This is a genomic window from Pseudomonas sp. NFPP04, assembly GCF_900113815.1.
GTDB classification, from domain to species: domain Bacteria; phylum Pseudomonadota; class Gammaproteobacteria; order Pseudomonadales; family Pseudomonadaceae; genus Aquipseudomonas; species Aquipseudomonas extremorientalis.
This window is the reverse complement of record NZ_FOQS01000007.1, coordinates 199,516-212,984: the sequence shown is the minus strand read 5'-3', so window position 1 is coordinate 212,984 and position 13,469 is coordinate 199,516. Positions and strand designations below refer to the sequence as shown.

Below are 13,469 nucleotides of genomic sequence, written 5' to 3'. Positions count from 1 at the left end.
GCTATCGGACCTCGACCGCAGAGCCCTGCAACCGCTGCAAGGCCTCGTTCACCGGCTGTGGCAACAACTGGCGCATGCAATTGTAGTGGCCGAAACGGCAGGTACGGTCAAAACATGGGCTGCACTCCAGGCCCAGGCGCACCACTTCGACCTGATCGGCCAAGGGCGGCGTGAAGCCCGGCGAGGTGGAGCCATACACCGCCACCAGCGGGCGGTTCAGCGCAGCGGCCACGTGCATCAGGCCGGAGTCGTTGGACACCACCGAATCGGCGCAGGACAGCAGGTCGATGGCCTCGGCCAGGGACGTGTCGCCACTGAGGTTCACTGCCTCTTCACGCAGGCCGGGGATCAGGCGCTGGCGAATGTCTTCACCTACCGGATGGTCCTTCTTCGAACCGAACAGCCACACCTGCCAGCCTTCGCGGATCTTCGCCTCGGCCACCTTCGCGTAATGCTCCGACGGCCAGCGCTTGGACTCGCCAAACTCGGCGCCGGGGCACAAGGCCAACACCGGCCGGTCCAGGGTCAGGCCGAACTTGGCCAGGGCCGCGTCGCGGCTCAGCGGGTCGATCTGCAGGCTCGGGCGCGGATACGGCTTGGGCAACTCGGCACCCGGCTCATAGGCCAGGGCCATGAAGCGTTCGATCATCAGCGGGTAGCGGGCTTTGTCCAGCGTGCGCACGTCATTGAGCAGCACGTAGCGGAACTCGCCGCGCCAGCCGGTGCGCTTGGGGATACCGGCAAAATACGGCACCAGCGCCGACTTGAGCGAGTTGGGCAGCAGGATCGCCTGGTCGTACTCACCCGCCAGGGACTTGCCGATGCGACGGCGGGTTGCCAGCTCCAGGGCACCGTGGCCGAGCGGGAAGCTCAAGGCCTTGCGCACCTCGGGCATGCGCTCGAGGATCGGCCGGCTCCACTCGGGGGCGAGCACGTCGATCTGGCAGTCCGGGTAACGCACGCGCAGGCACTGGAAGAGTGTCTGCGCCATCACCATGTCACCGACCCAACTGGGCCCAACGATCAGAATATTCATGTAGTTTCCACAAACGATGCGGGGAGGCTTATGCCTCCCCGCCGTAATAGTGTTTCAGCTCAGCCCCAGCGCCTGCCAGATTCGCATTACCTGGCGCCGTTCGTCGGCAAACTGATCCCCGGCCACTGTACCGGCCTCGTTCTGCAAGGCCTGGCGGTGCGCGGCGGATCGGTAGGCCTTATACACCTCACGCAGCAGATGGGCATCGGCGGCGGGCATCAAGCCTACCTGCTCCAGGCCTTCCAGAATGCGGATATTGTCGGTGTAGCGCAGCAACGATGGATGTTGCGCAGACCACGCCAAAGCCGCGTATTGCACCATAAATTCAATATCGACGATACCTCCGGCGTCCTGCTTGAGGTCGAACAGCGCCGTGGCTTCGAAGGCATTGGCGCCGGTGCCGGCCGCCGTGCCCTTGGTGCCCAGGTTGTCACGCATCTTGGCGCGCATCTCGCTGACCTCCTGGCGCAGCTTCGCCAGGTCCCGCTCCTGCCCCAATACCTTAGCCCGTACCCGCTCGAACGCCTGGCCCACATCCTGGCTGCCCACCAGCACCCGCGCACGAATCAGGGCCTGATGCTCCCAGGTCCAGGCTTCATTTTGCTGATAGCGCTCAAACGCCCCCAGCGAACTCACCAACAAACCGGATGCGCCGGAAGGTCGCAGGCGCATGTCCACTTCATACAACTGGCCCGAGTTGGTCTGGGTGGTCAGCAGGTGGATGATGCGCTGGCCCAGGCGCGTGAAGAACTGCGCACCGTCGATGGGCTTGGCGCCATCGGTTTCCGCCTGGGGATCACCGTCGTGGATAAACACCAAGTCCAGGTCCGAACCATGCCCCAGTTCTATACCGCCGACTTTCCCATAACCGACAATGATAAACCCAGGATCGCACAGGGTGCCGTCCAACCGCTGCGGCGAGCCATGGCGCCCCACGGTCTGGCGCCAGGCCAGGGCCAGCACTTGTTCGAGGATGGCCTCGGCGAGCCAGGTCAGGTAGTCGCTGACTTTCATCAGCGGCAGGCTGCCGGCAATCTCCGAGGCCGCCACGCGCAGGCGGTGGGCCAGCTTGAAGTGCCGCAGGGCTTCCATCTGTTGCTCAAGGTCATCTTCGGGGATGCGTGTAAGACGCTCGCGTAGTTCGGCGGCCAGTTCCGGCGCCAGCGGTGGCTTGAACAGGCGGCCTTCGTTGAGCAATTCGTCGAGCAACAGCGGGAAACGGGTGATCTGCTCGGCGATCCACGGGCTCGCGGCGCACAGGGTCAGCAGACGGCGCAGGGCATCGGGGTTTTCCGTGAGCAGCACCAGGTAAGCGGAACGCCGGGCGACGGCTTCCACCAGCGGCAACACGCGCTCCAGCACCAGGTCCGGGTTGGCGTGCTCGACCGCCTGGGCAAGCAGGCGCGGTATAAAAGCATCCAACCGTTCGCGCCCCAAACGCTGCATGGCACGCAGTTGCGGGCTGTTGCGCAGGCCGGCCAACGCCTTGAGCGCCTTGGCCGCGTCGGTAAAACCACCTTCGGCCAACTGACGGCAGGCCGCCTCTTCATCCTGGGATTCCTCCCAAAGCGGCAACCACTCACCGCCCACCACCAACTCGCTTTCTTCGCCCTCTTCTTCATCCGGATCGGCGATCACCTGGCGGAAGTGCCAGTCCACCCGACCGCGCCAGTACATCAGGCACTCGTGGAAAGCGTCCCAATCGGCAAAGCCCAACATAAAGGCAATGCGCGCCTGGTCTTCGGGGCTGTCCGGAAGCATTTGTGTCTGGCGATCGGCAATCGCCTGGATCGCGTGCTCGGTGTAACGCAGGAATTCGTAGCCATTGCGCAATTCGGCAATCACCGCCGGCGGCAGGTAACCCTGGCCTTCCAGGGTGCCGAGCACCTTGAGCAGCGGGCGCTGTTGCAGGCTCAGGTCGCGGCCGCCGTGGATCAACTGGAACGCCTGGGCGATAAACTCCACTTCGCGGATGCCGCCCGAGCCCAGCTTGATGTTGTCGGCCATGCCTTTGCGCCGTACTTCCTGCTGAATCAACTGCTTCATCGTGCGCAGCGCTTCGATGGCGGAAAAGTCCAGGTAGCGGCGATAGACGAACGGCCGCAGCATGTCGAGCAGTTGTGCACCGGCCACCTGGTCGCCGGCCACGACCCGCGCCTTGATCATGGCGTAGCGTTCCCAGTCACGGCCCTGATCCTGGTAATACTGCTCCAGCGCGTTGAAGCTCAGTACCAGCGCACCGGCCGAGCCGTAGGGCCGCAGGCGCATGTCGACGCGAAACACAAAGCCGTCAACGGTGATCGGGTCGAGGGCCTTGATCAGTTTCTGACCAAGGCGGATAAAGAATTCCTGGTTATCCAGGGCGCGTTTCACACCCACCGTCTCGCCACCTTCGGGGTAGGCGAAGATCAAGTCGATATCCGACGACAGGTTCAACTCCACCGCACCGAGCTTGCCCATGCCGAGGATCACCATGTGCTGCGGCTCGCCGCTGCGCCGCCCGGTGGGCGTGCCGAACTGTACGCAGTGACGTTGGTACAGCCACTGGTAGGCCTGGTCGATGCAGGCGTCGGCCATGTCGGAAAGGTCGCGGCAGGTTTGCACCAGGTCGGCCTGGCGGGTCAGGTCGCGCCAGATGATGCGCACTTGCTGGCGCGTGCGCTGGCGACGCAGCACACGGCCGAGTTCATCTTCTGTTTCGACTTGTTGCACGGCGCCAGCAATCTGCCCGCACAGCTCGCCGGGCGCAAAACCCCGGTCCAACTCGCCCCAGGCAGCCAGCTCGAGCAACATCAAAGGGTCACGAACACTCTGTTCAATGACGAAATCACTGGCGGCGCACACGCGGGCGAAGTCGGCCCACCGTTGCGGCGTCCACGCAGAAAGTCCATGATCGTCGTCCAGCGCGGCCACTGCGTCACGAAATGACTGCTCGGCCCGCTGGGCTTTTGGCAAGAGAATGGCCGGTAGTTGGGCCAGTGTTGGAAGGCTCATGGTCTATCCTTGATCGGCGTGTAATTGGCTACGTGTTGTGAACGCAAGGACCACGCTCTATGAAGGACTGTCGAACAAAGGTTAGAAATAGCTGAAATTAATTTCATTTTGGCAGCCAACATCAAGCTTTCACCTTTTCTTGTTCGCAAAAGATCAACAATAACGATTATGCTCACCAGCCAGACCGAGCCATACGCTCAGTCTTGTGTAGTTTTACTACTCGTATATACATTCGAAAGGCTGAAATGGCCGACGATTTGTAGTAAAACTACAGGACGCCGAAGCAACCTTCGGCCATCCAAGAATTTATGTCGTCTGCCCACAAGGCCAGTCGCAAACTTCAGGCAACCGATTCTGGTAGCCTTTCCGCCCTGGAGCAAGCCATGCAAGACCTCGATCCCGTCGAAACCCAGGAATGGCTGGACGCCCTGGAATCGGTTCTCGACAAAGAAGGCGAAGACCGTGCTCACTACCTGATGACCCGTATGGGCGAACTCGCGACCCGCAGCGGCTCGCAACTGCCTTACGCCATCACTACGCCATACCGCAACACCATCCCCGTTACCCACGAAGCACGCATGCCTGGCGACCTGTTCATGGAACGCCGCATTCGCTCGCTGGTACGTTGGAACGCCATGGCGATGGTAATGCGCACGAACTTGAAAGATTCGGACCTGGGCGGTCACATCTCCAGCTTCGCTTCCAGCGCAACCCTGTATGACATCGGCTTCAACTACTTCTTCCAGGCCCCGACCGACGAACACGGCGGCGACCTGATCTACTTCCAGGGCCACACCTCGCCAGGCGTCTACGCCCGTGCGTTCATGGAAGGCCGCATCAGCGAAGAACACATGAACAACTTCCGCCAGGAAGTGGACGGTAACGGCCTGTCGTCGTACCCGCACCCTTGGCTGATGCCTGATTTCTGGCAGTTCCCGACCGTATCCATGGGCCTGGGCCCGATCCAGGCGATCTACCAGGCACGCTTCATGAAGTACCTGGAAGCCCGTGGCTTCATCCCTGAAGGCAAACAGAAGGTCTGGTGCTTCCTGGGCGACGGCGAGTGCGACGAGCCGGAATCCCTGGGCGCCATCTCCCTGGCCGGCCGCGAGAAGCTGGACAACCTGATCTTTGTCATCAACTGCAACCTGCAGCGCCTCGACGGCCCGGTTCGCGGCAACGGCAAGATCATCCAGGAACTCGAAGGCGTGTTCCGCGGCGCCCAGTGGAACGTGACCAAAGTCATCTGGGGTCGTTTCTGGGACCCACTGCTGGCCAAGGACGTCGACGGTATCCTGCAGCGTCGCATGGACGAAGTCATCGACGGCGAGTACCAGAACTACAAGGCCAAGGACGGCGCGTTCGTCCGCGAACACTTCTTCAACACGCCTGAACTCAAGGCGATGGTTGCCGACCTGTCCGACGACGAAATCTGGAAACTCAACCGTGGCGGCCACGACCCGTACAAGGTCTACGCGGCGTACCACGAAGCGGTCAACCACAAAGAACAACCGACCGTCATCCTGGCCAAGACCATCAAGGGTTATGGCACCGGTGCCGGCGAAGCGAAGAACACTGCGCACAACACCAAGAAAGTCGATGTCGACAGCCTGAAGTTGTTCCGTGACCGCTTCGACATCCCGGTCAAGGATGAAGAGCTGGAAAACCTGCCGTTCTTCAAGCCGGAGCCGAACAGCGCCGAAGCCCGCTACCTGGCCGAGCGCCGCGCCGCACTGGGTGGTTTCGTGCCACAACGCCGCGCGCAGAGCTTCAGCGTACCGACGCCGGACCTGAGCACCCTCAAGGCTATCCTTGACGGCTCGGGCGACCGTGAAATCTCCACCACCATGGCCTTCGTGCGGATCCTCGCGCAGTTGGTCAAGGACAAGGACATCGGCCCGCGCATCGTCCCGATCATCCCGGACGAAGCCCGTACCTTCGGTATGGAAGGCATGTTCCGTCAGTTGGGCATCTACTCCTCCGTCGGCCAGCTCTACGAGCCAGTCGATAAAGACCAGGTGATGTTCTACAAGGAAGACAAGAAGGGCCAGATCCTCGAAGAAGGCATCAACGAAGCGGGCGCAATGAGCTCCTTCATCGCTGCCGGTACTTCGTACTCCAGCCACAACCAGCCGATGCTGCCGTTCTACATCTTCTATTCGATGTTCGGCTTCCAGCGTATCGGCGACCTGGCCTGGGCAGCAGGCGACAGCCGTACCCGTGGCTTCCTGATCGGCGGCACCGCCGGTCGTACCACGCTGAACGGCGAAGGCCTGCAACACGAAGACGGTCACAGCCACATCCTGGCTGCCACCATCCCGAACTGCCGCACCTTTGATCCAACCTACGGCTACGAGCTGGCGGTGATCATCCAGGACGGCATGAAGAAAATGACCGAAGAGCAGCAGGACGTTTTCTACTACATCACTGTGATGAACGAGTCCTACCAGCAGCCAGCCATGCCGGCCGGCGTGGAAGAAGGCATCATCAAGGGCATGTACCTGCTCGAAGAAGACACCAAGGAAGCAGCGCACCACGTACAGCTGATGGGCTCCGGCACCATCCTGCGCGAAGTGCGTGAAGCGGCCAAGATCCTGCGTGACGAGTTCAACGTCGGGGCCGACGTATGGAGCGTGACCAGCTTCAACGAACTGCGTCGCGATGGCCTGGCCGTAGAGCGTCACAACCGCCTGCACCCTGGCCAGAAGCCACAGCGCACCTTCGTTGAAGAGTGCCTGACCGGCCGTAAAGGCCCGGTGATCGCTTCGACCGACTACATGAAACTGTTTGCTGAACAAATTCGCCAGTGGGTCCCGTCCAAGGAATTCAAAGTCCTGGGCACCGACGGTTTCGGCCGCAGTGACAGCCGCAAGAAGCTGCGTCACTTCTTCGAAGTTGACCGTCACTTCGTGGTGTTGGCAGCCCTGGAAGCCTTGGCTGACCGTGGTGAGATCGAACCGAAGGTGGTGGCTGACGCTATCGTCAAGTTCGGGATCAACCCGGAAAAACGCAACCCACTGGACTGCTGAGGAGACTTTTTGTGAGCGAACTCATTCGCGTACCTGACATCGGCAGCGGTGAAGGTGAAGTAATCGAGCTGTTTGTGAAGGTCGGCGACACCGTCGAAGCCGACCAGAGCATCCTGACCCTGGAATCGGACAAGGCGAGCATGGAAATCCCTGCTCCCAAGGCCGGCGTGGTCAAGAGCCTGAAAGTGAAGCTGGGCGACCGCCTGAAAGAAGGCGACGAACTGCTGGAGCTGGAAATCGAAGGTGCCGCTGATGCGGCCCCTGCGCCGGCGGCCCCTGCTGCCGCCGCTGCACCTGCGCCTGCTGCTGAAAAACCTGCCGAAGCGCCTGCCGCTGCCGCACCTGCCGCCGCCACTGTCCAGGACATTCACGTCCCGGACATCGGTTCGTCGGGCAAGGCCAAGATCATCGAGCTGCTGGTCAAGGTCGGCGACACCGTCGAAGCCGACCAGTCGCTGATCACCCTGGAGTCTGACAAAGCCTCCATGGAAATCCCTTCGCCGGCTGCCGGCGTGGTGGAAAGCATTGCGGTCAAGCTGGAAGACGAAGTCGGCACCGGTGACTTCATCCTCAAGCTGAAAGTACAAGGCGCTGCGCCTGCCGCCGCCCCAGCCCCGGCCGCTGCTCCAGCCGCCAAGGCTGAAGCCGCACCGGCTGCCGCTGCACCTGCACCTGCTGCAAAAGTCGAGGCCGCTCCGGCCGCTGCTGCTGCCGCACCTGCGCCAAGCGGTGCCAAGGTTCACGCCGGCCCTGCCGTGCGTCAGTTGGCCCGTGAGTTCGGCGTGGAGCTGAGCGCTGTGTCGGCCACTGGCCCTCACGGTCGCGTGTTGAAGGAAGACGTGCAGGTTTACGTCAAGGCCATGATGCAGAAAGCCAAGGAAGCGCCAGCTGCTGGCGGCGCTACCGGTGGTTCGGGCATTCCGCCGATCCGCACCGTGGACTTCAGCCGCTTCGGCGAAGTCGAAGAAGTGCCGATGACCCGCCTGATGCAAATCGGCGCGGCCGGCCTGCACGCCAGTTGGCTGAACATCCCGCACGTGACGCAGTTCGACCAGGCCGACATCACCGACCTGGAAGCTTTCCGCATTGCGCAGAAAGCCGTGGCCGAAAAAGCCGGCGTGAAACTGACCGTGCTGCCGCTGCTGCTCAAGGCCTGTGCCTACCTGCTCAAGGAGCTGCCGGACTTCAACAGTTCGCTGGCGCCAAGCGGCAAGGCGATCATCCGCAAGAAGTACGTGCACATCGGTTTCGCGGTGGACACCCCGGATGGCCTGCTGGTACCGGTGATCAAGAACGTCGACCAGAAGAGCCTGCTGCAACTCGCTGCCGAAGCCGCCGCGCTGGCTGCCAAGGCCCGCGACAAGAAGCTCACCCCGGACGACATGCAGGGCGCATGCTTCACCATCTCCAGCCTCGGTCACATTGGCGGTACTGGCTTTACGCCAATCGTCAACGCGCCGGAAGTGGCGATACTGGGTGTGTCCAAGGCGACTATCCAGCCGGTTTGGGACGGTAAAGCGTTCCAGCCTAAGCTGATGCTGCCGCTGTCGCTGTCCTACGATCACCGTGTGATCAACGGCGCCGCCGCTGCACGCTTCACCCAGCGTCTGGGCCAAGTGCTGAACGATATCCGCACGATCTTGCTGTAAACCGTCACGGCCTCCTCTTCACTGAGGAGGCCTGGCTGTATCGATTTTCGAGCGCCACGCTCGTACCTCAACCCCGCCACTTGGCGGGGCTTTTTTTGCCGGCTTTCAGGCAGGAAACTGGACATACAAGACAGGTTTGTACACCTTCCATCACCTCGATTGCAGAAATCCCTTCCGCAGCCGATAACCCCGTTATAGCACTTAGCCTTCATCCTCTCTTGTCAGCCCGCGCCGCATGATGCAACCTTGCCGCAGGCAACAGAAAAGAGGGCGTGAGCCCGGCGCCGTGCGCGTTATTTCAAGTGAGTCTCCCCCATGAAAAGCCAGCCCGATGTCGCCCGAATGGCGGCCGAGGTAGTGACGCAGTTACCGGTGCCTTCGCGCCTCGGTATGCTGCGTTTCGAGCGGCTTAATGAGGCAAGCTGGGCCCTCCTTTACCTCGACCCCAATTGCGAGCGCCAATTCGGCCTGCCGGCGGTCGAGCTGTGCGCGCTGATCGGCACTCCTTACGCCAGCCTGATGGAGCCCCAGGCGCGCTATCAACTGCACGACATCATCCAGCAGCAACTGAACCAGAGCCCGCACTACCTGGTGCGCTACACCCTGCACACCAGCGACGGCCCGCTGAGCCTGCTGGAAATGGGCGAAGCCTACAAACAACACAATCGCCACCTGCTGCGCGGCTACCTGATGGTGGTCGATGGCCTGTTCAGTGAAATCCCCACTGCCGTGCCCACGGCAGACCTGGAGAACCAGAACAGCCGCCTGCAGATCGCCCTGGAACTCAACCAGCGGGCCCAGCAGGAACAGTTGCAGCACCTTGAGCGGGTGCGCGCCCAACAGGAGTTGATCCTGCTGCTGGCCCGTCAGCGCTACACCACTAACAATTCGCTGCAGGAAGCTGCCGAGCTGATCACCCGCAGCGCCTGCGATATCTACCAGATCGACTGCGCCAGCATCTGGAACCTTGAAGGCCAGCGCCTGGTGCCGATCTCCGCCTACCACCGCGCAGACGGGCAGCATCACTTGCCCGAGCCTATCGACGCCAGTTGCTTCCCGGACTACCTGGAAGCCTTGCACTCCAGCCGGGCCATCGACGCCACCAACGCACTGCGCGACCCGCGCACCCGAGAAATGGCCGACAGCCTGCGCGACAAAGACATCCACGCGATGCTTGACGCGAGCATTCGCGTCGATGGCCATGTGGTGGGCGTGCTGTGCCTGGAGCAAAGCGGCAGCACCCGCGCCTGGCAGGCCGATGAAATTGCCTTTGCCGGCGAGCTGGCCGACCAGTTCGCCCAGGTGATCAACAACCACAACCGCCGCACCGCCACCAGCGCCCTGCACCTGTTCCAGCGTGCCGTGGAACAAAGCGCCAACGCCTTTCTGCTGGTCAACTGCGATGGTGTAGTGGAGTACGTCAACCCAAGCTTTACTGCGATCACCCAGTACAGCGCCGAAGAGGTCCACGGCCACCGCCTGGCCCAATTGCCGGCGCTGGAGAACCTCAGCGAATTGCTGTTCGACGCCCCCTCGAGCCTGGCCAAAAGCAACAGCTGGCAGGGCGAATTCAAGAGCCGGCGCAAGAACCTGGAGCCCTACTGGGGCCAGCTGTCGATTTCCAAGGTGTATGGCGACAACCGTGAGCTGACGCACTACATCGGCATCTACGAAGACATTACCCAGACCAAGCTGGCCCAGCAGCGTATCGAGCGCCTGGCCTACACGGACAACCTGACCAACCTGGGCAATCGCCCGGCGTTCATTCGCAACCTCGATGAACGCTTCGCCCGTGACAGCGACAGCCCGATCAGCCTGCTGCTGGTGGACATCGACAACTTCAAGCGCATCAACGACAGCCTAGGCCACCAGACCGGTGACAAGCTGCTGATCAGCCTGGCCCGGCGCCTGCGCAACAGCCTGAGCACCGGTGGCAGCCTGGCGCGCTTTGCCAGCAACGAGTTTGCGGTGCTGCTCGACGACACCGACCTGGAAAGTGGCCAGTTGGTGGCCAGCCAATTGCTCGCGACCCTCGACAAGCCGATGTTCGTCGACAACCAGTTGATCAGCGTCACCGGCTCCGTGGGCCTGGCCTGCGCGCCACTGCATGGCCGCGACCCGCAGACCCTGATGCGTAACGCCGGCCTGGCCCTGCACAAGGCCAAGGCCAACGGCAAACATCAGGTGCAGATCTTTACCGAAGCGCTGAATGCCGAGGCCAGCTACAAGCTGTTCGTCGAGAACAACCTGCGCCGCGCCCTCACCCAGAACGAACTGGACGTGTTCTACCAGCCCAAGCTGTGCCTGCGCAGTGGCCGTCTGCTGGGCATGGAAGCGCTATTGCGCTGGAACCATCCGGAAAAAGGCATGATCCGCCCTGACCAATTCATCAGCGTGGCTGAAGAAACCGGTCTGATTATTCCCATCGGCAAATGGATCGCGCGCCAGGCCTGTCGCATGAGCCGTCAGTTGACCGCCGCTGGCATGGGCAACTTGCAGGTGGCGATCAACCTGTCACCCAAGCAGTTTTCCGACCCGGACCTGGTGGCCTCGATCGCCACGATCCTCAAGGAAGAAAAACTGCCGGCCAACCTGCTGGAGCTGGAACTGACCGAAGGCCTGCTACTGGAAGCCACCGAAGACACGCGCCTGCAGCTTGATCAATTGAAGAGCTTCGGCCTGACCCTGGCCATGGACGACTTCGGCACCGGTTACTCGTCGTTGAGTTACTTGAAAAAATTCCCTATCGACATCATCAAGATCGACCGCAGCTTCATCCACGAAATCCCGGACAACCAGGACGACATGGAAATCACCTCGGCGGTGATCGCCATGGCCCACAATCTCAAGCTCAAGGTGGTGGCCGAGGGCATCGAGACCGCCGAGCAACTGGCGTTCCTGCGCCGGCACCGTTGCGATGTGGGCCAGGGCTACCTGTTCGACCGGCCGATCCCCGGCGCCGAGCTGCTGGCGATGCTGAAACGCTACCCGCGCGGCCCTATCGCCTGACAGCGCTGTAACACTCGGGCACACTGGCGGTCTCAATCTTTATTGCTAACTCAACCTGACGAGAGGACTGATCATGGTCTTGCGCTCGGAAATTCTGGTGAACAAAAACGTGCTGCCTACTCAAGAACAAGCTCTGCCTGGCCGTGAAACCCCGATGGCATTGCCGCAGAAGCACTTCGTCAATGGCAACCCGCTGCTCGGACCGTTCCTCGATGACGTCGGCTTTGCAATCTTCGGCCTGGGCTGCTTCTGGGGTGCCGAGCGTCGGTTCTGGCAGCGCGATGGCGTGGTCAGCACTGTGGTCGGTTACGCCGGCGGCTACACGCCCAACCCGACCTATGAAGAAGTCTGCTCGGGCCTGACCGGCCACAGCGAAGTGGTGCTGGTGGTGTATGACCAGGCCAAAGTGAAATACGAAGACTTGTTGAAAATGTTCTGGGAACTGCACAACCCCACCCAGGGCATGCGCCAGGGCAATGACATCGGCAGCCAGTACCGCTCAGTGATTTATGCCACCACGCCGGAACAACTGGCGGCGGCGCAGGCCAGCGCCAAGGCGTATCAAGCCGAACTGACCAAGGCCGGCCTGGGTGCGATTACCACCGAAATCGAAGAGGCACCGACGGTGTACTTCGCCGAGGCGTATCACCAGCAGTACCTGGCGAAAAATCCGCAGGGCTATTGCGGGATTGGTGGCACCGGTGTGACCTGCCCGATCTAAAGCCGACACGGGTAAAATGTGGGAGGGGGCTTGCCCCCGATAGCGGTGTGTCAGTCAGTACATCTGTAACTGATAGATCGCTATCGGGGGCAAGCCCCCTCCCACATGAGGTATTCACAAGGCGTGGTTACTCAGCGATGAGCCAATCCATCTGCCATCCGCCCTGGGTCTGCCCAAGCTTCCTGGACAGCCACGGCAGCAGCTCACGCAGCTCCTCTTCCAGCCCCCACGGCGGGTTGGCGATGGCCAGGCCCGAGCCAGTCAGGGTGTTGGGGGTGTCCAGCGGATGCACCAGTAACTCCACTCGCAGCAACTTCGGCGCGCCGCTGCCGGCGAGGTCCTGGTAGAAACGACGCAACATGCGCTGGTCCTTCACCGGGTACCAGATGGCCGCGACGGTCTGGCGCATGCGGCCCACGGCTTCCTTGAGGGAGGCGGCGCAGCGTTGCATCTCGTCGAGCTTTTCGAACGGCGGGTCGATCAGCATCAGCGCGCGCTTTTCCGGCACCGGCAACAGCGCACGCGGTACGTGCCAACCTTCGCCCAGGTGCACTTTGACGCGGCGGTCACCCTTCATGTTGTCCTTGAGCAACACGCCGTCTTCCGGGTGTTTCTCATTGAGCAGCACGCGGTCCTGAGGGCGCGTCAGGCGCCGCGCCAGCTCGGGCGAACCAGGGTAGTAGCGCAACTCGCCATCCGGGTTCATCTCATGCAGCACGCGCATGTAATCGGCGGTCAACGGCGGCAGGTCGCTTGCGCCCCACAGGCGGGCGATGCCTTCCAGGTATTCACCGGTGCGGTTGGCCTGGTTGCCCTGCAGGTCGTACAGACCGATCCCCGCATGGGTGTCGAGGTAGGCGAACGGCTGCTCCTTGCGCGACATCAGGGCGATGAGGCGGGTCAAGGTCAGGTGTTTGAAGACATCGGCGTGGTTGCCGGCGTGAAAGGCGTGACGATAATTCATGGTTGCTCCTGCGCAGGGGGCGAAGTTTACCTTTTACGCAAGCGTTGGTGCAGGGCAACGTGCCGGG

General features: G+C 61.9%; 7 protein-coding genes. 4 read left to right on the top strand and 3 right to left on the bottom strand.

Annotated elements, in window-relative coordinates; all coding sequences use genetic code 11:
* Position 1: 1 nt before the first annotated feature.
* Together waaF and glnE are read right to left on the bottom strand one after the other, a co-directional pair.
* Positions 2 to 1,036 carry a lipopolysaccharide heptosyltransferase II gene (gene waaF, locus BM017_RS17070; RefSeq protein ID WP_071492320.1) on the bottom strand — a complete coding sequence of 345 codons (1,035 nt, stop codon included), beginning with the start codon at positions 1,034 to 1,036 and terminating at the stop codon, positions 2 to 4.
* Positions 1,037 to 1,090: 54 nt separating this feature from the next.
* The gene (gene glnE / locus BM017_RS17065; protein ID WP_092246535.1) at positions 1,091 to 4,030 is read right to left on the bottom strand and encodes a bifunctional [glutamate--ammonia ligase]-adenylyl-L-tyrosine phosphorylase/[glutamate--ammonia-ligase] adenylyltransferase; all 2,940 of its coding nucleotides are present in this window, start codon (positions 4,028 to 4,030) and stop codon (positions 1,091 to 1,093) included.
* A gap of 383 nt (positions 4,031 to 4,413) precedes the next feature.
* Here glnE and aceE point away from each other — a divergent pair, with 383 nt between their 5' ends.
* The 4 genes from aceE (at position 4,414) to msrA (ending at position 12,438) form a co-directional block, all read left to right on the top strand.
* Positions 4,414 to 7,059 carry a pyruvate dehydrogenase (acetyl-transferring), homodimeric type gene (gene aceE, locus BM017_RS17060; protein WP_058423512.1) on the top strand — a complete coding sequence of 882 codons (2,646 nt, stop codon included), beginning with the start codon at positions 4,414 to 4,416 and terminating at the stop codon, positions 7,057 to 7,059.
* An 11-nt stretch (positions 7,060 to 7,070) separates the two neighbouring features.
* Positions 7,071 to 8,708, top strand: a complete 1,638-nt coding sequence (gene aceF / locus BM017_RS17055; RefSeq protein WP_092246532.1) for a dihydrolipoyllysine-residue acetyltransferase — start codon at positions 7,071 to 7,073, stop codon at positions 8,706 to 8,708.
* Between the two features lie 315 nt (positions 8,709 to 9,023).
* Entirely contained in the window at positions 9,024 to 11,717 is a 2,694-nt protein-coding gene (locus BM017_RS17050; RefSeq protein ID WP_071492324.1) for a putative bifunctional diguanylate cyclase/phosphodiesterase, read from the top strand.
* Positions 11,718 to 11,790: 73 nt separating this feature from the next.
* A complete protein-coding gene (msrA, locus tag BM017_RS17045) occupies positions 11,791 to 12,438 on the top strand; it encodes a peptide-methionine (S)-S-oxide reductase MsrA (RefSeq protein ID WP_092246529.1) in 648 nt (215 codons plus the stop codon).
* A 127-nt stretch (positions 12,439 to 12,565) separates the two neighbouring features.
* Here msrA and BM017_RS17040 read toward each other — a convergent pair whose 3' ends face one another.
* Positions 12,566 to 13,402 carry a 23S rRNA (adenine(2030)-N(6))-methyltransferase RlmJ gene (locus tag BM017_RS17040; protein ID WP_092246526.1) on the bottom strand — a complete coding sequence of 279 codons (837 nt, stop codon included), beginning with the start codon at positions 13,400 to 13,402 and terminating at the stop codon, positions 12,566 to 12,568.
* Positions 13,403 to 13,469 lie beyond the last annotated feature (67 nt).